Here is a 19318-nt window from a genome sequence, read left to right on the forward strand (position 1 = left end):
GTTCACCAGCGTTTCTCGAACTTGTTGCGGAGGTATATCGCGAGGCCGTTCATCAGCATCAGGAAAACGAGGAGCACGATGATCGCCGCCGAGGTCTTCTCGACGAAACCGCGCGCGACCTCGTCCGACCACAGGAAGATCTGCACCGGAAGTACGGTTGCGGGGGTCGTAAGGCCGCCCGGCACATCGGTGACGAAGGCGCGCATACCGATCATCAGCAGCGGCGCCGTCTCGCCGAGTGCGCGCGCCATGCCGATGATCGTGCCGGTGAGGATTCCGGGGAGCGCCAGCGGCAGCACGTGGTGGAAGACCACCTGAATCTGCGAGGCGCCGACGCCGAGCGCAGCGTCGCGGATCGAGGGCGGCACCGACTTGATGGCGATGCGACCGGCGATGACGATCACCGGCAGCGTCATCAGCGCGAGAGTCAATCCGCCAACGATGGGCGCCGAGCGCGGCATCCCGAAGAAGTTGAGGAACACCGCGAGGCCGAGCAGACCGAAGATGATCGAGGGCACCGCGGCGAGGTTGTTGATGCTGACCTCGATGATGTCGGTGAAGCGATTCTTCGGTGCGTACTCTTCCAGATAGATCGCCGTCATGACGCCGATCGGGAAACAGAGGAGCAGCGTGACGATGAGCGTGAGCAGCGAGCCTTTGGCCGCACCCCAGATGCCGGCAAGCTCGGGGCTCGTCGAATCCGCCATCGTCAGGAAGGTCGTGTTGAGCGTGGTGCGCACCGCGCCCTCCGACTTGAGCTTGTCGAACGCGGCGACCTCCGTGTCCGACACCGGCCGGTTCGCTTCGGGCACGGCGCGGTCGATGAGACCCTTGCCGAGCAGATCGAAATCGCCCGAGGTCGGCACCCACACATCAACCCGCTTGCCGATGAGGCCGGGATCGGCGCGTACCGCCTCGCGGAGTGCAAGCCATGCACCGTCGCTGACAAGATCCTTCGCAGCAATGCCGAGCGCCTGCGCGCGCGCGTTCGCCGCTGCGGTCATCACGCCCTGGAAATTCGCCGTGTTGAGCGCGTTCTCGTCGCCAGGGCCTGAAAGGGCACTGCTGTCGATGCCGAGCGTGAAAGGATCGTATTCGACCGATAGCTTCACTTCGGTGCGCAGGAAGCCCGTGTAGCCGTTGGCGAAGATCGTCCCCAGGAGGAACAGCAGAAACGCGCCCGCCAGCGCCAGCGCGGCGAACCCCATGAAGCGGAAGCGGCGTTCCTTCGCATAGCGGCTGCGCACGCGCGCCTGCATGACGGGCGAGGCCCAGTCGGTCTGTACGCGCGGGCTATTCATAAGCTTCCCGGTAGCGCTTCACGACCGCGAGCGCGTAGATGTTGAGGCACAGGGTCACCGCGAACAGCACGAGGCCGAGCGCGAAGGCGGAGAGCGTCTTCGCCGAATCGAATTCCTGGTCACCGGTGAGGAGCTGCACGATCTGCGCGGTGACGGTGGTCACTGACTGGAACGGATTCGCCGTGAGATTGGCGGCAAGGCCGGCAGCCATCACCACGATCATCGTTTCGCCGATCGCGCGGCTGACGGCGAGGAGAACACCGCCGACGATGCCCGGAAGCGCCGCCGGTATAAGCACGCGCTTGATCGTTTCGGAAGTCGTCGCACCCATCGCGAGGCTGCCGTCGCGCATCGCGGCGGGCACGGCGGTGATCGAATCGTCGGCCATCGAGGAGACGAACGGGATGATCATGATGCCCATGACGACACCGGCCGCGAGCGCGCTTTCGGAGCTGGCGTTCGAGATGCCGATCGAGAGCGCGAACTCGCGCACGGCAGGCGCGACGGTGAGCGCCGCGAAATAGCCGTAGACGACCGTGGGCACGCCCGCGAGCACCTCCAGCATCGGCTTCATGATCTTGCGTGCCTTCGGCTTCGCGTACTGCGTCAGATAGATCGCCGACATCAGCCCGAGCGGGATCGCAACGATCATGGCGATGATCGCGCCGATGAAGATCGTGCCCCAGAACAGCGGCACCGCACCGAACGCGCCCGACGAACCGACCTGATCGGCACGGATCGCGGTCTGCGGGCTCCAGTTCGTACCGAAGAGGAACTCGATCGGCGAGACGCGGCGGAAGAACTCGACGCTTTCGTAGATGAGCGAAAGCACGATCCCAAAGGTCGTGAGAATCGCCACCAGCGACGAGAGGACGAGTACGACCATAACGAACCGCTCGACACGCGGCCGCGCCCGGAAGTGCGGCCGCACGCGCAGCCACGCGAAACCGCCGCCGGAAATGGCCAGCAGCGCGGCCAGCCCCGCGATCACCAGCGACCACTGCGTCTTGATCGATCGGTAGATCGGCACCGCCGCATCGGCGGCCGGGTTGAATGCGCCCGCGAGCTGGCCCGAGACGACGCCGCGCACCTCGGTGAGGAAGGCTTGCCGGTCGAGCGTCGTCTGCGGCTGGCTTTCGGCCGGGAGCGAGGCGATCGTGCGGTCCGCGACGATGCTTTCGCCAACGAGCGACCACGTCAGCACGAGGATGAGCGCCGGCACCAGCGCCCAGAGCGCGACGTACCAGCCGTGATAGGCGGGGCGGGAATGGATCGATGCGATCCTGTCGGCGGCATTCGCGAACTTACGTCCGGCGAAAGCAGCGGCACGGGCGCGGGCGGCGAGAAACGCCGCGACGGCCAGACCAAACAGGGCAAGGATCAGGGCAGCTGCTGACATGATCGAACGGCGCCATGCCTAACCACGGCACGCACACCTTCATCCTTTCCCGTTGATACGCCCACTGCCGCAAAGTTGCGGCCGACTGATTCGCCCGGTTCCACGTTCCGCGCGCTTTTGTGGTCTCATCTTTTCAGATTTGTGACACCGACGCGGGCAAAGTGAAGCTGACGGTGGTACCGACGCCCTGTTCGCTGGTGATTTCCAGCGTTCCCCGATGCCTTTCGACAATATGTTTGGCGATTGCGAGACCGAGCCCGGTGCCGCCGAGGCGGCGCGAACGACCCGTGTCGACGCGGTAGAAGCGTTCCGTGAGACGCGGGATGTGCTCGGCGGCGATGCCGTCGCCGACATCGGCGATGGCGATGCGAACGATTTCACCCTGCAAAGCCTTCGCCCGCTCGGCCGAGACTGTGATCGGCGTTCCGGCGCGGCCATATTTGATCGCGTTAGTCATCAGGTTGTGGAGCACCTGAAGCACCTGATCCTTGTCTGCGATCACCTGCGGCAGCTCTGGCTCGATGGCCATCACGAGCTGACGCTTGTCCGCCTCCAGCGCCACCGCGGAGGTCGTCGCGACGTTTTCGAACAGCGGCGCAAGGTCGATGATCTCGCGCGGGCGGATGTTCTTGTCGAGCTCGATGCGCGACAGCGACATCAGGTCGTCGACGAGCCGTGTCATGCGCGCGGCTTCATTCGCCATCACGTCGAGAAAGCGTGCGCGCGCCGCAGGGTCGTTCGCGGCCGGGCCTTGAAGGGTCTCGATGAAGCCGACGAGCGTCGCGAGCGGCGTCCTGAGCTCGTGGCTGGCGTTTGCCACGAAATCGGCGCGCATCCGCTCCGCGAGCCGCGCGGGCGAAACGTCGGCGAACGACAGCAGCAGCCGCGCGTCGCCCGCAGGCCCGGCGCGCAGGCGAAACACCGTGGAATGCCGCCCGATACCCTCGATCTCGCGGATCGAATCGCGGTTCTGCCGCATCGCGGTCGTCACCGTCTCGATCACGGCGGGATGCCGGATGGCAATGCGGATATCCTCGCCAAGCGTATGGGCGCCGAAAGCGTCCACCGCCTCGGCATTCATGGCGAGAATGCCGAAGTTGCGATCGACGAGCACGGCTGCGTTTTCGAGCGAGTCGAGCGTGATCGACGGCTGTGCATCGTCTGGGCTCGCCGCGCCCTGCTCGGCAGGCTGGGGGGGCGCTCGCGTCGCGCGTGCGGCGAACGCCCCCGACACGGCAGCAAGCAACGCAAGCACGGCCGCTCCAATCAGCTCATGCCACGCAAACGCATAGCCCGCCGCCGCCGCGAGCACGACCGCAGAAGCGACCGCGATCCACCGGTTCCGGCCGGCGCCGTCAGCGTCCTGGGCATCGCCCGCAGATGTCGGCACGTTTTACAACTTTCGCTTTTCCGGCTGCCGTTTACGTCGCAACCCATTAGAAACGCAGCAATGGTATGGTCCTTGCTTCCCATGAGGGCAAGATGGCGTATAGTGTGTATTCGAGGGATTTCGGGACAGGCATATGACAGACGAACGCAAAAGCGACGAGATGGAGCTGGCAGCCGGCAAGGCTTCGCGGCGTGCCCTTCTGCGGCTTGGCGCGGTGGCGGCACCGGCAGTCGTCACGCTGCGTCCCGCATGGGCGACCGGCGGCCATCACGGTGGCGGCGGTGGCGGCGGCGGCGGTGCGACGACATCGCTCGCCATGTGCCAGATTCCGATCGACAAGGTCTGCGACAAGGACGGCAAGGGCTACGACGCCTACGGCTACGACATGTCCACGGCCGACGACGAGGGCATGGTCGCCTATGGCGGCGGCAGCAGCAGCACCACGAGCAAGGACAAGGGCAAGTGCTACGCACCCCCGCCCAAGGGCTACTACTACGGCCAGGAACTCATCGACTACGAAGAGTCCGGACGCCTTCCTGACGGCATCTACTCGACGAAGCAGTTCGACGCCCACCTCAAGTACATCAAGAACCTGAAGCCGGGCCAGAGCGGGTTCACCTGCCTCACCTCGCTCGTCCACAAGCTCTGACCGGCGGCACCGACCCGCGTTATCGCGCCGCGGCGCGGGATGCTTATGTCGTGCGGCCGGTGGACGAACTGACGCTCGTCTATCATCGGCCTTCGGGGATGACGCATGTCGTCTCCCCCGCTGTCGTCGCCATCCTCGACCTGCTACACGAGCGAACGCTCGATATCGGGGAGGTTTGCGGCGCGCTTGCACAGCATCATGATCTGGACGGCGAAGGCGACGATATCGCGCGCGTCGTCGGTGCGCGGCTCGACGAGATGGCCGCGATGGACATTATCGACCGCATCGCATGATTGCTGACCGCTGGCCGTCCCGGACGCTGCGGATCGGCCCGGCGTCCTTCCATCTGCGCTCGCCCTTCCGGCGCGTGATCGACGATGTGAACGCGCTCTATCGCGACTATCCGTCAGCCACTGCCGACGGCATCTACGACTATGCCGTAAGCGCCGTGCCTTCGAGCCCCTTGCGGCGGTGGATAAAGCCGAACCTTCGCCTGGAATGCGATTTCGAGCCCTTCGACACGCTGCCTCTGCCTGTGGACCTGGGGATGCTCGGCCTTGAAATGGGCATGAACCTGCAAATGGCGGTCGGCTATCGGCGGCATGTCGTGGTTCATGCGGCCTCATCTGCGCAGGGTGGCAAGGCGGCGCTGCTGATCGGCGATTCGGGAGCGGGCAAGAGCACGCTCTCGGCGCTGCTCGCGTATCGCGAGGGCTGGCGCCATCTTGGCGACGAGTTCGCGCTGCTCGATCTCCACGCGCCGCTTCTGCACCCCTTCCCCCGTCCCATCTCGCTCAAAAACGCCTCGATCGGTGCGATGGAAGCCTGCGCGCCTGCGGATCGCTTTGGACCAGTGCTCGAAGGCACGGTGAAAGGTACGATCCGGCACCTGCTGCCGCCTGCCGCTGCGATCGATGCGATGCAGACGCCTGCCGAGATTGCCCTCGTCATCGCCCCGCACTTCCGCGAAAACGCTGCGCCCGCGTGGCGCCCGATGACGCGGACCGAAACCTATGTGCGTCTCGCCGCCTCCTCGACCAATCAGGCGCTGATGGGCGAGGCCGGATTCGAGGCGGTGTGGCGCTGCCTCGCGCACGCTCCCGCGTTCGATATCATGTACGGATCAAGCGATGACGCGCTCGACCTGTTCGAGACGCTGTGGCGCAAGGTGACGGAATGACGCCGGCCGCGATCCTGCACCGCGCGCTCGCGGCGCCCGAATCGATGCGGGCGTTGTCGGCGGAAGACTGGAACGCGCTCATCCGCGTCGGCCGTGCCGAGCGGCTGCTGGGCACGGTCGCCGCGCGCGCTGCGCCGCTGTGGGACGCACTGCCGGAAGGCGCGCGGACGTGTCTTGCCGAGGAACAAGACCTCACGCGCGGCGACCATCTCGCCGCCGGCTGGGAAATCAACCGCGCTGCACTGGCGCTTAAAAACGTTGGTTGCCCTGTCATCATGATGAAGGGCTCCGCCTATCTCCATGCCGGGCTTGCAGCCGCCGAAGGGCGACGGATCGGCGACCTCGACATTCTCGTGCCGCGCGCCGCACTTCCCGCCGTCGAGGCCGCATTGTTGGCCCATGGCTGGATTCAGGCGAAGGAAAACGCCTACGACGACCATTATTACCGCACATGGATGCACGAGCTGCCGCCGATGGTGCACAAGGAGCGCGGCGGCGTGATCGACGTGCACCACACAATCCTGCCGCTCACCGCGCGGCTGAGGCCGGATGTGGACGCGCTCATTGAAAGCCGCGTGGCGGTAGCGGATGGCCTGTTCGTGCTCGGCCCGGCGGAAATGCTTCTGCACAGCGCCGCGCACGTTGCCTACGATGGCGAGTTTGAGGGCGGCACGCGCAACCTTTGGGATATTCACTGCCTCGCGACCGATTTCTCCCGCGATGACGCCTTCTGGGACAGGCTTGCCGAGACCGCGGATCGGCACCAGCTCCGCGTGCCACTGTCACGCGCGCTACGGCTCGCCCAACGGCTCTACGGAACGAACGTGCCGGAAACGCTGGCCGGCCGCATGGACCTTGTCGATGGGCTCGCGCTCCGCAAACTCCACGGCCGCGACCGCTTCGGGCATCAGGGCGCGAAGATCAGCGACCGGCTGCTCTACATCCGCGGTCACTGGCTACGGATGCCGCCGCTGATGCTGGCGCAGCACCTTGGGCGCAAGGCGCTCAGGCGAAGAGCGCAGGCGCAACCCGTTTGAGCGTCGGCATCAGAGCATCGAAATGGTCGATCATCGCGTCGGCGCCGAGCGTATCCGGCGGCACGTCGCTGTAACCGAAGCTGGTGAGCACCACGGGGACGCCCGCCGCGCGCGATGCTTCCACGTCGGGCCGCGAATCGCCCACGAACGCGGCGCGCGCCGGATCGCCGCCGATGCGCGCCAGCGTTTCGAGCACATGCGCGGGGTCTGGCTTCCTCACCGGCAGGCTGTCGCCGCCGAGGATCGCATCGAAAAGATCGCCCCAGCCAAGCGCGTCGATCAGGTCCACGGCCAGCCGTTCGGGCTTGTTTGTACAGATCGCGAGGCGGGCACCTGCATCCGCGAGGGCGGCGAGCGACGCTTCGACCCCCTCCCATGGGCGGGAGCCGACGCAGACGTTCACGCCGTAAAACTCCAGGAATACCGGCACACCTGCATCAAGCATCGCCTCGTCGCCGCCGCCGGTGAGCGCGAGGCCGCGCTCAATCGTACGGCGCGCGCCATGGCCCACCATGTGGCGCACGGCTTCGGGGTCCACGGGTGCCCGCCCGAAATGCGCCAGAACGTGGTTCATCGCCGCCGCAAGGTCGGGGGCCGTATCGACGAGCGTGCCGTCGAGGTCGAAAACGATGGAGGGTGCTGTCGGATTCATGCAAGCCTTTTGCCCGGCGTTATGGAAATGGCAATCCGGTGCTGTCGGATTCATGCAAGCCTTTTGCCCGGCGTTATGGAAATGGCAATCCCGATATGGCACAGCGGCGCGAGGAATCGCCCTAGGGAATCGATTGAGTCTGTGAGAGTTTCATGAGCCGCCGGCCTGTCGCCGCCATCATCCTCGCCGCCGGAATGGGCACGCGGATGAAATCCGAAACGCACAAGGTGCTGCACCCCATCGGCGGGCGGCCGATGCTGCTGCACCTGATGGCAAGCGTGGACGAGATCGCGCCCGAGCGCACCGTCGTCGTCGTGGGCGCGCGGCGCGAGCAGGTCGAAACCGCCGTCGCGGGCACCGGCGCCGTCGTCGTGACACAGGAGCCGCAGCTCGGCACTGCCCATGCTGTGCTGCAGGCAAAGGCCGCGCTGGCCGATTTCGAAGGCGACATCCTCGTTCTCTACGGCGACGTCCCCTTCATCGAGAGCGCCACGATGCGCCTGATGCTGGCGAAACTGAACAGCGATACTGCGCCCGCCGCCGTCGTGCTGGGTTTCCGCGCTGCCGATCCCGGCGCCTACGGCCGCATCGACGCCGACGACGGCCTTATCCGCAAGATGGTCGAGTTCAAGGACGCGTCGCCTGCCGAACGGGGCATCAACCTCTGCAATTCCGGCCTGCTCGCCGTACGATCCTCTGACCTCTGGCTGCTCCTCGATCGCGTTGGCAACGACAATGCGGCGGGCGAATACTACCTGCCCGACATCATCATGCTGGCGAAAACGGATGGGCGCGCCTCGCGTGTCGTCGAAACCGCCGAGGCCGAGGTGATGGGCATCAACAGCCGCGCCGAGCTCGCGGTCGCCGAGGCGCGCTTTCAGACCGAGCGCCGCGCCTATTTCATGAAGGAAGGCGTCACGCTCACCGATCCCGGCAGCGTGTTCTTCGCCTTCGACACCGAGATCGCAGCCGACGTGAGCATAGCGCCGAGCGTGGTGTTCGGCCCCGGCGTTTCCGTGGGTGCGGGCACGCGCATCCATGCTTTCTCGCACATCGAAGGTGCGAAGGTAGGCGAAAAGGCTGAAATCGGACCTTACGCACGCCTCCGCCCCGGCACCGATCTCGCGAAGGGCGTCAAGATCGGGAACTTCGTCGAGACGAAGAAGGCGGTGTTCGCCGAGGGCGCGAAGGCGAACCACCTCTCCTACATCGGCGACGCCAGCGTGGGCACGAAGGCCAACATCGGTGCGGGCACGATCACCTGCAACTACGACGGCTTCTTCAAGTACAAGACGGAGATCGGCGCGGGTGCCTTCATCGGCTCCAACAGTGCGCTCGTCGCCCCGGTGAAGATCGGGGACGGCGCTATCGTCGGTGCGGGTTCAGTGATGACGAAGGACGTGGAAGCCGACGCGCTCGCAGTGGCGCGCGGTGTTCAAAACAGCAAACCCGGCTGGGCCGCGCGATTCCGCGAGGCGATGACGGCCAAGAAGAAAGCGGCGAAGTAATGTGCGGCATCATCGGCATTCTCGGTAAAGGCGACGTCACCGACCAACTCGTGGCTGGCCTCCGCCGGCTTGAGTATCGCGGCTATGATTCGGCGGGCGCCTGCACGATCGTGGACGGGCATTTCGATCGCCGCCGCGCGGAAGGCAAACTCGACAACCTCGCGAAGAAGCTGGCGCTCGACCCTCTGCCCGGCCACATCGGCATCGCCCACACGCGCTGGGCGACGCACGGCGCACCCACCGAGGACAACGCGCACCCGCACATCGTCGGCGACGTGACGCTCGTTCACAACGGCATCATCGAGAACTTCAAGGAACTGCGCGACGAGCTTTCCGCCGAGGGCCGCACGTTTGCCAGCCAGACCGATACGGAGGTCGTCGCCCACCTCGTCGCGCGGGAGCTTGAGTGCGGCAAGGCCCCGATCGAGGCGGTGAAAGCCGTGCTTCCGCGCCTCCACGGTGCGTTCGCGCTCGCCATGATGTTCAAAGGCCACGACAATCTGCTGGTCGGCGCCCGCCTCGGCGCGCCGCTCGTCGTCGGGCTCGGCGAGGGCGAGAACTATCTCGGCTCCGATGCGCTGGCGCTCGCGCCGATGACGCAGAAGATCGCGTACCTCGAAGAGGGCGACTGGGCCGTGCTCAGCCGCGAGAAGATCGAGATCTTCGACCGCGACAACGCGCCCGTTACCCGCGAGGTGACACTGTCTGGCGTTTCCGGCGCGATTATCGACAAGGGCAACCACCGCCACTTCATGCAGAAGGAGATCTTCGAGCAGCCGGTGGTCGTGGCACAGACCCTGCAGGCCTATCTGAAGCCGCTCGACGGCAAGGTCGCGCTCCCCATCCCCGAGTTCGACCTCGCCGAAGTGAAGCGCGTCACCATCGTCGCCTGCGGCACCAGCTACTACGCGGGCCTCGTCGCCAAATACTGGTTCGAAAAGTTCGCGCGCGTGCCGGTGGACATCGATGTCGCCTCCGAGTTCCGCTACCGCGAGCCGGTGCTGGAGCCGGGCGGCCTTGCGCTCTTCATCAGCCAATCGGGCGAGACGGCGGACACGCTCGCCGCGCTCCGCCATTGCCGTGCGGAAGGGCAGAAGATCGCCGTCGTCGTCAACGTGCCCACAAGCTCGATGGCGCGTGAGGCAGACCTGCTGCTGCCGACGAACGCCGGGCCGGAGATCGGCGTCGCCTCCACGAAGGCGTTCACTTGCCAGCTCGCTGTGCTTGCCGCCTTCGCCGCCAACCTCGCGCGCGCCAAGGGCAAGATGACCGCCGAAGAGGAACGCGGCATCGTCCAGCATCTCGCCGAAGCCCCCGCCGCGCTCAACGCAGCGCTCGCACACGATGAGGAGATCGAGAAGATGGCGCCCCTCGTCGCAGTTGCCCGCGACGTGCTCTACCTGGGGCGTGGCCCGGACTATCCGATGGCGCTCGAAGGCGCGCTGAAGCTGAAGGAAATCAGCTACATCCACGCCGAAGGCTATGCCGCGGGCGAGATGAAACATGGCCCGATCGCGCTCATCGACGACAGCGTTCCCGTCATCGTCATCGCACCCTCGGGGCCGCTCTTTGAAAAGACCGTCAGCAACATGCAGGAAGTCGCGGCGCGCGGCGGGCGCATCGTGCTGATCTCCGACGCGGCGGGCATCGCCAAGGCCGGCGACGGTGCGGTCGCGACGATCGAGATGCCGGACTGCCATCCACTGATCCAGCCGCTCGTCTACGCCGTGCCGGTGCAACTCCTCGCCTATCACGTCGCCGTGGCGAAGGGCACAGACGTCGACCAGCCGCGCAATCTCGCGAAGTCCGTAACGGTCGAGTGACGATGCTTGCCGGCGGCTGCCACTGCAAGGCCGTGCGCTTCACCGTGGATGTGGCGGACGGACCGATCCCACTGCTCGATTGCAACTGCTCGATGTGCTCGGCGACAGGATTCCTGCACCTGATCGTCACGAAGGATACGTTCCGGCTGCTTTCCGGCAGCGATAATCTCGGCGAATATCGCTTCGGCGAGGGTGTCGCACGGCACCTGTTCTGCAAGACCTGCGGCATCAAGAGCTTCTACGTGCCGCGCTCACACCCGGACGGGTACAGCGTCAACGCACGCTGTCTCGATGATTACGCATCGCTGACGTTCGCGGTGGAAGCCTTCGACGGCCGCAACTGGGAAGCCGCACGGGAACGTCTCGGCTAGAGATCCTCGCCGACAATCTCGCGCAGCAGGACCTCAAGCTCGGCGATCTGGAAGGGCTTGCTCACGAGCCGCGCGTCGCAGTGTTCTTCCGGCAACATCGATGCACCATCGTACCCTGTGGCGAACACGAACGGGACGCCGCGGGTCTTGAGCACGTCCGCGACCGCCCAGCTCATCTCGCCGTCGAGGTTCACATCAAGGAGCGCGATATGGGCGTCCGTCGTCTCGGCAAGCGCGAGCGCCTCCTCGAGCCGGGTGGCCGGCCCCTGCATCTCCCAGTCCATGTCCTCGAACAGTGTTTCGAGCGACATAGCGACAAGCGGAGAATCCTCCACCAGCAGAACCTTGCGCCGGGCAGGTATGTCCTGGGGCGCCGTTGCGACCGTTGTCATCTCACCCTACCTTCCCCCGTAGACGTTGCCGGATGTGTCCGCCAATCGCTACACAGCCGTAATCTACCGCCACAAAGGGCCGGACCGCAAATATGAACGCATACGACTACGACCTCTTCGTCATCGGCGCCGGTTCCGGCGGGGTGCGCGCGGCCCGGATTTCCGCGGGCTACGGCGCGCGCGTGGCCATCGCCGAGGAGTATCGCGTCGGCGGCACGTGCGTGATTCGCGGATGCGTGCCGAAGAAGCTGCTCGTCTACGGCGCGCACTTTGCCGAAGACCTTGAAGATGCGCGCAACTTTGGCTGGACGGTGGAGGCGAAGCGCTTCGACTGGGCGACGCTACGCGACAACGTGCTTTCGGAGGTCGACCGGCTCAACAAGGCCTATATCTCGACGCTCGAAAGCCAGAAGGTGACGATCCTTAACGGCCGCGCCGTGCTGGAGGACGCGCACACGGTTCGGATCGGCGACAAGACCGTCACCGCCGACAAGATCCTGATCGCGACCGGTGCGCGGCCGGGCCTCCCGGACTGCGAAGGCGCCGAGCACGGCATCACCTCGAACGAAGTGTTTCATCTCGAAGCGCTGCCGAAGCGCGTGGTGATCGCCGGCGGCGGTTATATCGCCAACGAATTCGCGGGTATCTTCAATGCGTTCGGCGTGAAGGTGACGCTGCTCCTGCGCGGCGACCGTCTGCTGCGCGAATACGACCAGCAGCTTGCCGAGCGCCTGCAGGCGATCAGCACTGCAAAGGGCATCGATTTCCGCTTCAACGCGCCGTTCCGCAAGGTCGAGAAGCAGGCGGACGGCAGCCTCCTCGTTCATGCCGGCAAGGATGCGCCGATCGAAACCGACCTCCTCGTCTATGCAGTCGGCCGCCCGCCAAACAGTGCCGGGCTGGGCCTCGAGGCGATCGGCGTTGAACTTGCCGAAAACGGCGCAATCAAGGTCGATGCGGACAGCCGCACCAATATCGAGAACATCTACGCGGTCGGCGACGTGACCGACCGCGTGCAGCTGACCCCCGTCGCGATCCGCGAGGGCCATGCCTTCGCCGACACTGTGTTCGGCGGCAAGCCATGGCGGGTCGACCATAGCTGCATCCCGTCCGCCGTGTTCAGCCATCCGCCGATCGCGGCCGTCGGCCTCACGGAATCGCAGGCGCGCAATGCGTATGGCTCGGTGCGCGTCTATGCCTCGGACTTCCGGCCGATGAAGAACGTGCTGGCGGGTCGCACGGAGCGGTCGCTTTACAAGCTTGTCGTCGACGATGCTTCCGGCCGCATCCTCGGCGCGCACATCATTGGGCCGGAGGCGGCCGAGATCATGCAGCCGCTCGCCATTGCCGTGAAGGCCGGGCTCACCAAGGCGCAGCTCGATGAAACCGTGGCCGTTCACCCGACGATGGCGGAAGAACTCGTCTTGATGCGTTAGATGGCGAGCGCGTGATTGGGGTCGACGACGGCCTCGATCATGCGGTCGACCTCGCTGTGCGCGATGCGCAGCTGGCCGTCGATGAGCAGCATGGACAGACCGTGCACGAGCGACCAGGCGCGGAGCGCCGCCTTGCGCCGCATCGCGGACGAGAAGCGCGGCCCCGCGAGACGGGCGACGGCATCCTCTATGTTGGCGGTGAGGGGTTCGATCGCGAACATCAGCGCGGCATCGCGGCTGGAATCGATCTGGTCGCTGAACATCAGGCGGAACAGCGCGGGATTGCGGACCGCGAAGCGAACATAGGCGCGACCCATGTCGGCAAAGCGCACCGGCGTCACCACGGCATTCGAAACCGGCTCGATCTGCACGGCCGTGAGGCGCTTGAAGCCTTCAATGGCCATCGCGGTGAGCAGCGCCTCTTTCGAGGTATAGTGACGGTAGACGGCAGCGGGGCTCACCCCGACCTCGCGGGCGACTTCGCGCAGCGCAAGCTCTGCGCAGCCTCTCCGTTCCAGTAGCTCCAATCCGGCGTTCAGCAGCGCCTCCTGAAGATTGCCGTGATGGTAGCTGCTTGGAGCCTTGCGTTCAAAAACCGGCGACTGTTTCAGCATCGGAGTTTTCCCTCGTCCCCCCGGAACATGTGAACAATGTACGCATCAATGGTTAATATCAAGTGCATTCATTGTCTTAGCCCCTTCTTTTGCGATGAATTGTTACGAGAGCGTTAACCACGACGGAAAAAACGCTGCGCCAAAGCGGCCAGAAGAGGCATCCGATCCCCAAGAAAGCATTGCTTGCGCTCCTTGAAGTGACACGTCAAAAGGCGCGCGATGAAGACGTCCGAGCGATCCTGGGCCCCGGCCAGCTGGCGCAATTCCGAAGCGCGGCAGCTTCCCGCCTATCCAGACACGGCAGCACTTGCGGCCGTGGAAAGCGAGCTTTCGAGCTATCCGCCGCTCGTCTTCGCGGGCGAGGCGCGCGCGCTTGAAGCCCAGCTCGCCGATGTCGCGGCGGGCAAGGCTTTCCTGCTCCAGGGCGGCGACTGTGCCGAAAGCTTCGCCGAGTTCCACCCGAACCACATTCGCGACACGTTCCGCGTGCTGCTGCAGATGGCGGTCGTACTGACCTTCGCGAGCCGGATGCCCGTGGTGAAGGTGGGCCGCCTTGCCGGGCAGTTCGCCAAGCCCCGCTCGGCGGACATGGAAGAGCTGAACGGTGTTTCGTTGCCGAGCTACCGCGGCGACATCGTCAACGACATCACCTTCGAAAGTGCGGCGCGGGAGCCGAACCCGCAGCGGATGCTTCGCGCCTACATGCAATCGGCCGCGACCCTCAACCTTCTGCGCGCCTTCGCGCAGGGCGGCTTTGCGAACCTGCATCAGGTTCACAAGTGGAACCTCGATTTCGTGGGCCGTTCGCCCTGGGCCGAAAAATACAAGGACGTCGCCGACCGCATCGGCGACGCGCTTGCCTTCATGGAAGCGTGCGGCATCAGCCCGGAAACGGTTCCGCAGCTGAAGGGCACGGACTTCTACACCAGCCACGAGGCGCTGCTGCTTGGCTACGAGCAGGCGATGACGCGGCAGGATTCGCTCACCGGCCGCTGGTACGACACCAGCGCGCACATGTTGTGGGTGGGCGACCGCACGCGTTTCGAAGGCTCGGCGCACATCGAGTTCCTGCGCGGCGTCGGCAACCCGCTTGGCCTGAAGGCCGGACCGAGCCTGCAGCCGGACACGCTGATCCGCCTGATCGACACGCTGAACCCAGATAACGTGCCGGGGCGCATCACGATCATCAGCCGCTTCGGGCACGACAAGGTGGAAGCCGGCCTGCCGCCGCTCGTCCGCGCCGTGAAGCGCGAAGGGCGCCATGTCGTCTGGTCGTGCGACCCGATGCACGGCAACACGATCAAGTCGGCCAGCGGCTACAAGACGCGGCCCTTTGACCGCATCCTCGCCGAGGTGCGCGGCTTCTTCGCGGTGCACCGCGCCGAGGGCACGCACGCGGGCGGCATCCACGCCGAGATGACCGGCCAGAACGTGACCGAATGCACCGGCGGCGCCATGGCGATCACCGACGAGGCGCTTGCAGACCGCTACCATACGCACTGCGACCCGCGCCTCAACGCCGGCCAGAGCCTTGAACTCGCCTTCCTGCTTGCCGAATGCATCAAGGCCGAGGTTGACCTCGCCGCACGGAACCAGGCGGCCTGACCCCCTCACCTTTCCGCCCGCTTGCGAAGCGGCGCTGAATAAGGGATCGTCCGCCCCTTCCAAGGGGGAGGGGTCACCATGCCGATCGAACTTTATCTGCTGGGTGCAGCCGTGGTGCTGGGCCTTGTCCACATCCTGTGGGCCGTGAACGTCAAGACCGCGCAGTACGGCATCGAATGGAACATGGGCGCGCGCGATGCCGAGATGCCGCCCTTGAAGCCGCTTGCCGGACGGCTGGCGCGGGCGCAGGCGAACTTCTTCGAGACCTTCCCGCTGTTCGCGGCGGTACTGCTGGCGACGGTCGCGGCGGACCGGCTGGGCTGGAAGACCGAGCTTGGCGCCCACCTCTATTTCTGGGCGCGGCTGATCTACCTGCCGCTCTATGCCGCGGGCATTCCCAAGCTGCGGACGCTGGTGTGGCTCACCTCTCTGGCCGGTGTGGTGCTGGTGCTCTCCGCGCTGCTGATGGGCTGAACGGCCTGTCCCGAAACGGTACGAAGTTGAGGAAGTTGAGGCAAAGACGCGGAAATTCAATTCCACGGCGGGTGCGCGCGTCTGCGATATTGGAAGCACTTGAGCAGGCACCGCCCCTGGCTGGCACAGGTTTTCCTATTTCGGAAGCGTCCCTATTTCCGCTGCGGCCAGCACTTCTCGCAGCGGCGCCAGCATTTGATGTTCGGCATCACATCGGCGGGCTTCACGCCTGGCGGCGGATTGAGGCCGACGAGGATTTCGGGGGCGACACCTTCGGGCGCAGCGCTCTTGTGGCAGAACAGGCAGCGTTGGCGGTAAATCTGCGGCGTGAGCGTTTGCGCGCCTTGATGCGGCATCGCGAACACCGGGGACGCGGTCACCGCGATCCCTGCGAGCATGGCAAGCGCGCAGAGCAGGACGCTGTATCTCGGCATCAGGAAGCCCTCTTCGGAGAGCGCCCACTCTGACCCCGATGAAAAACTTGTCAACTGTCCTAAATTGACAGCCTACCCCTCGTCGCCCATGCGGAGCGCGGCGATGAAGGCTTCCTGCGGGATGCTGACCGAGCCGTACTCGCGCATCCGCTTCTTGCCTTCCTTCTGCTTGTCGAGGAGCTTGCGCTTGCGGCTGATGTCGCCGCCGTAGCACTTGGCGGTGACGTCCTTGCGGAGCGCTGCGATCGTTTCGCGCGCAATGACCTTGCCGCCGATCGCCGCCTGGATCGGGATCTTGAACAGGTGGCGAGGGATCAAGTCCTTCAGCCGCTCGCACATGTGGCGGCCGCGCGCTTCCGCCGCGCCGCGGTGGACGATCATGCTGAGCGCGTCGACAGGCTCGTTGTTGACGAGGATCGACATCTTGACGAGGTCGCCCTCGCGGTAGCCGATCTGGTGATAATCGAAGCTGGCGTAACCGCGGCTGATCGACTTCAGGCGGTCGTAGAAATCGAACACGACCTCGTTCAAGGGCAGTTCGTACGTGATCTGCGCGCGCCCACCCACGTAGGTGAGGTTCTTCTGGATGCCGCGGCGATCCTGACACAGCTTCAGGAGCGAGCCGAGATACTCGTCCGGCACGTAGATCACCGCCTCGATCCACGGCTCCTCGACGAAATCGATCTTCACGACGTCAGGATAGTCGGCGGGATTGTGCAGTTCCTGCACCGTCCCATCCGTCATGTGCATCCGGTAGACGACCGAGGGCGCGGTGGTGATGAGATCGAGGTCGTACTCGCGGGTCAGCCGTTCCTGAATGATTTCCAGGTGCAGGAGGCCGAGGAAGCCGCAGCGGAAGCCGAAGCCGAGCGCGGCGGAGGTTTCCATCTCGAAGCTGAACGAGGCGTCGTTGAGGCGCAGCTTCGAAATGCTGTCGCGCAGCTTCTCGAAATCCGCCGCATCGACCGGGAACAGACCGCAGAAAACCACGGGCTGCACTTCCTTGAAGCCGGGGAGCGCAGCCTTCGCCGGGTTCTTCACGGTCGTGATGGTGTCGCCGACGCGGGTTTCGGAGATGTCCTTGATCTGCGCGGTGATGAAACCGATCTCGCCAGCCGCAATCTCGTCGAGCGTCTCGATCTTGGGCCGCATACAGCCGACGCGGTCGATCAGGTGCTCGGTGCCGCCGGCCATGAACTTGATGTTGAGCCCCTTGCGGATGACACCGTTCACCACGCGCACGAGGATGACGACGCCGAGGTACGGGTCGTACCAGCTATCGACCAGCATCGCTTCGAGCGGGGCGTCGCGGTCGCCCTTCGGCGGCGGGATCTTGTTCACGACGGCTTCGAGCACATCATCGATGCCGATGCCGGACTTGGCGCTGGCGAGCACGGCCTCCGACGCATCGAGGCCGATGATGTCCTCGATCTCCGCCTTCACCTTCTCCGGGTCGGCGGCAGGCAGATCGATCTTGTTGATGACGGGCACGATCTCGTGGTCGTGCTCGATCGACTGATAGACGTTCGCCAGCGTCTGCGCCTCGACACCCTGTGCGGCATCCACCACGAGCAGCGCGCCTTCGCACGCAGCGAGACTGCGGGAGACTTCGTAGGCGAAATCGACATGGCCCGGCGTGTCCATGAGGTTCAGTGTGTATGTCTCGCCGTTCTTCGCCGTGTATTCGAGGCGCACGGTCTGCGCCTTGATGGTGATGCCGCGCTCGCGCTCGATATCCATGTTGTCCAGCACCTGCTCCGACATCTCGCGGTCGGTGAGCCCGCCGGTGCGCTGGATAAGGCGATCGGCCAGCGTCGACTTGCCGTGGTCGATGTGGGCGATGATCGAGAAATTACGGATGTGCGCGAGATCGGTCATGGGAGGGCCACTTAGGGGGCGCGGGCGCCTTCGGCAAGCGCAGGGCCGTGCCACTGTCGCCGTTTTTTACATACTTGTTGTACGCAAAATCGCTTAGCCATTTACGAAACGAAAAAACAGGGCCTAAATCCGTGACTTGTTGGCGCAGACACCGATTTGGCACGCGTTATGCTTTCCTCCGTTTTCGACGTTTGTGTCCACCCGGCAGTGTTTCGCCCGGTGTGCGTAGAAACACAGAGGGGATAAGATCATGCGTTACACGACCTCAATTCTGGCGGCCTGCGCCTCGCTCGCGATTGCGGGCACCGCCCAGGCGACGACACTTACCAACGGTAATGTCACCATGGGCCTGTTCGACGACGGCGGCCTTGGTTCGGGCGGCGTTGGCCTCAATCTTTCCGGCGTCGGCGACGCCATCACGCCGGGCTGCCTCTGCGAAGGCTGGGGCGTCGCTGCCAACGGCACCGGCACCTACACCTACGGCGGCAGCAACACGTTTGACTCGTCCGCGATTTCCGACGTGACGGCGTCGAGCGCCAAGTCGACGGTGAGCACCAACGGCCTCACCGTGACGCACACGTACTCGCCCGTCGACGGCGGCACGCTGTTCCGCATCGACATCAAGATCACCAACGACACCGGCGCCGACGCAACGGACATCCGTTACGCCCGCACGCTCGACTGGGACGTGCCCCCGGGCCACTTCTCGGACGACTTCACCTCGATCTACGGCGGCACGCCTTCGGGCCCCGGCGGCAAGGTGCTGCACACGTCACTCAACCCGTTCGCCGCTCCGGATCCCATGGTCCTCCGCGGCACGTACGGCGGCGTTGCGGCTGACACCAACGCGACGGACGCCACGGGCGATCTCGGCGGTTACTTCATCTTCTCGTTCGGCGATCTCGCCATGGGCGAGTCGGTTGAGTTCACCACCTACATCGGCGCGGCGCGCACGCTCAGCGGGTTGTTCTCCGAGTTCATCTCCGTGGGCGTCGAAGCCTACTCGTACACGCAGGACAACGACGGCGACTGGGCGTTCGGCTACGGCTTCACCGGTCTCGACCTGCCGCCGATCGGCGAAGTGCCGGAACCGGCTGCGCTGGCGCTGTTCGGTCTCGGTGTCCTCGGGCTGGGGGCAGCCCGTCGTCGCCGCAAGGCCTAAGACTTACAGTCTC

At 65.1% G+C, this 19318-nt stretch carries 19 protein-coding genes; 11 read left to right on the forward strand and 8 right to left on the reverse strand.

All coding sequences use genetic code 11. From position 1 onward, the window contains the following. Nucleotides 1-2 precede the first annotated feature (2 nt). The 3 genes from pstA to ACE3TJ_RS04540 all read right to left on the reverse strand — a co-directional run bounded on the left by pstA (nt 3) and on the right by ACE3TJ_RS04540 (nt 4090). On the reverse strand, nt 3-1301 hold the full coding sequence (pstA, locus tag ACE3TJ_RS04530) for a phosphate ABC transporter permease PstA (protein WP_374594288.1): 1299 nt from the start codon (nt 1299-1301) through the stop codon (nt 3-5). Beyond that, complete coding sequence (pstC, locus tag ACE3TJ_RS04535) at nt 1294-2700, reverse strand: phosphate ABC transporter permease subunit PstC (RefSeq protein WP_374594290.1); 1407 nt, start codon at nt 2698-2700, stop codon at nt 1294-1296. The genes pstA and pstC overlap by 8 nt, the downstream gene beginning before the upstream one ends. A gap of 133 nt (nt 2701-2833) precedes the next feature. After that, nucleotides 2834-4090, reverse strand: a complete 1257-nt coding sequence (locus ACE3TJ_RS04540) for a sensor histidine kinase (RefSeq protein ID WP_374594292.1) — start codon at nt 4088-4090, stop codon at nt 2834-2836. A 133-nt stretch (nt 4091-4223) separates the two neighbouring features. On the opposite strand from ACE3TJ_RS04540, the gene ACE3TJ_RS04545 reads away from it, so the two are divergent. Genes ACE3TJ_RS04545 through ACE3TJ_RS04560 form a run of 4 tightly spaced genes read left to right on the forward strand, consistent with a single transcriptional unit; the run spans nt 4224 to nt 6956 of the window. Next, on the forward strand, nt 4224-4739 hold the full coding sequence (locus tag ACE3TJ_RS04545; RefSeq protein WP_374594294.1) for a hypothetical protein: 516 nt from the start codon (nt 4224-4226) through the stop codon (nt 4737-4739). Between the two features lie 50 nt (nt 4740-4789). Then, a complete protein-coding gene (locus tag ACE3TJ_RS04550; RefSeq protein ID WP_374594296.1) occupies nt 4790-5032 on the forward strand; it encodes an HPr-rel-A system PqqD family peptide chaperone in 243 nt (80 codons plus the stop codon). Further along, the gene (locus tag ACE3TJ_RS04555) at nt 5029-5919 is read left to right on the forward strand and encodes an HprK-related kinase A (RefSeq protein WP_374594298.1); all 891 of its coding nucleotides are present in this window, start codon (nt 5029-5031) and stop codon (nt 5917-5919) included. Before ACE3TJ_RS04550 ends, ACE3TJ_RS04555 begins: the two co-directional genes overlap by 4 nt. After that, a complete protein-coding gene (locus tag ACE3TJ_RS04560) occupies nt 5916-6956 on the forward strand; it encodes a nucleotidyltransferase family protein (protein WP_374594300.1) in 1041 nt (346 codons plus the stop codon). Before ACE3TJ_RS04555 ends, ACE3TJ_RS04560 begins: the two co-directional genes overlap by 4 nt. On the opposite strand, the gene gph is transcribed toward ACE3TJ_RS04560, so the two are convergent. Continuing rightward, a complete protein-coding gene (gph, locus tag ACE3TJ_RS04565; RefSeq protein WP_374594302.1) occupies nt 6925-7608 on the reverse strand; it encodes a phosphoglycolate phosphatase in 684 nt (227 codons plus the stop codon). The two genes, ACE3TJ_RS04560 and gph, sit on opposite strands and share 32 nt — an antisense overlap. A gap of 152 nt (nt 7609-7760) precedes the next feature. On the opposite strand from gph, the gene glmU reads away from it, so the two are divergent. From glmU to ACE3TJ_RS04580, 3 genes are read left to right on the forward strand one after another with little or no spacing between them, the layout of a single operon-like run. Next, complete coding sequence (gene glmU / locus ACE3TJ_RS04570) at nt 7761-9116, forward strand: bifunctional UDP-N-acetylglucosamine diphosphorylase/glucosamine-1-phosphate N-acetyltransferase GlmU (protein ID WP_374594304.1); 1356 nt, start codon at nt 7761-7763, stop codon at nt 9114-9116. Beyond that, nucleotides 9116-10939, forward strand: coding sequence for a glutamine--fructose-6-phosphate transaminase (isomerizing) (glmS, locus tag ACE3TJ_RS04575; protein ID WP_374594306.1), 1824 nt, complete (start codon nt 9116-9118; stop codon nt 10937-10939). The genes glmU and glmS overlap by 1 nt, the downstream gene beginning before the upstream one ends. A 2-nt stretch (nt 10940-10941) precedes the next feature. Beyond that, entirely contained in the window at nt 10942-11310 is a 369-nt protein-coding gene (locus ACE3TJ_RS04580; RefSeq protein ID WP_374599309.1) for a GFA family protein, read from the forward strand. Here the strand turns inward: ACE3TJ_RS04580 and ACE3TJ_RS04585 are convergent. Beyond that, nucleotides 11307-11702, reverse strand: coding sequence for a response regulator (locus tag ACE3TJ_RS04585; protein WP_374594308.1), 396 nt, complete (start codon nt 11700-11702; stop codon nt 11307-11309). The two genes, ACE3TJ_RS04580 and ACE3TJ_RS04585, sit on opposite strands and share 4 nt — an antisense overlap. Nucleotides 11703-11794: 92 nt before the next feature. On the opposite strand from ACE3TJ_RS04585, the gene gor reads away from it, so the two are divergent. After that, nucleotides 11795-13138, forward strand: a complete 1344-nt coding sequence (gor, locus tag ACE3TJ_RS04590) for a glutathione-disulfide reductase (protein WP_374594310.1) — start codon at nt 11795-11797, stop codon at nt 13136-13138. Here gor and ACE3TJ_RS04595 read toward each other — a convergent pair. After that, nucleotides 13135-13752, reverse strand: a complete 618-nt coding sequence (locus tag ACE3TJ_RS04595; RefSeq protein ID WP_374594312.1) for a TetR/AcrR family transcriptional regulator — start codon at nt 13750-13752, stop codon at nt 13135-13137. The two genes, gor and ACE3TJ_RS04595, sit on opposite strands and share 4 nt — an antisense overlap. Nucleotides 13753-13971: 219 nt before the next feature. On the opposite strand from ACE3TJ_RS04595, the gene ACE3TJ_RS04600 reads away from it, so the two are divergent. Both ACE3TJ_RS04600 and ACE3TJ_RS04605 read left to right on the forward strand, forming a co-directional pair. After that, the gene (locus ACE3TJ_RS04600) at nt 13972-15357 is read left to right on the forward strand and encodes a class II 3-deoxy-7-phosphoheptulonate synthase (protein ID WP_374594314.1); all 1386 of its coding nucleotides are present in this window, start codon (nt 13972-13974) and stop codon (nt 15355-15357) included. 78 nt (nt 15358-15435) lie between these two features. After that, entirely contained in the window at nt 15436-15831 is a 396-nt protein-coding gene (locus ACE3TJ_RS04605) for an MAPEG family protein (RefSeq protein WP_374594316.1), read from the forward strand. 152 nt (nt 15832-15983) lie between these two features. Here the strand turns inward: ACE3TJ_RS04605 and ACE3TJ_RS04610 are convergent, their stop codons facing one another. Beyond that, nucleotides 15984-16265: a hypothetical protein gene (locus ACE3TJ_RS04610; protein WP_121051845.1), complete on the reverse strand. Its 282-nt coding sequence runs from the start codon at nt 16263-16265 to the stop codon at nt 15984-15986. 72 nt (nt 16266-16337) lie between these two features. Further along, nucleotides 16338-18143, reverse strand: a complete 1806-nt coding sequence (gene lepA / locus ACE3TJ_RS04615) for a translation elongation factor 4 (RefSeq protein ID WP_374594319.1) — start codon at nt 18141-18143, stop codon at nt 16338-16340. 250 nt (nt 18144-18393) lie between these two features. Here lepA and ACE3TJ_RS04620 point away from each other — a divergent pair, with 250 nt between their 5' ends. Then, entirely contained in the window at nt 18394-19305 is a 912-nt protein-coding gene (locus ACE3TJ_RS04620; protein ID WP_374594321.1) for a PEP-CTERM sorting domain-containing protein, read from the forward strand. Nucleotides 19306-19318 lie beyond the last annotated feature (13 nt).

The organism is Sphingosinicella sp. (assembly GCF_041916975.1).
GTDB lineage: Bacteria > Pseudomonadota > Alphaproteobacteria > Sphingomonadales > Sphingomonadaceae > Sphingosinicella.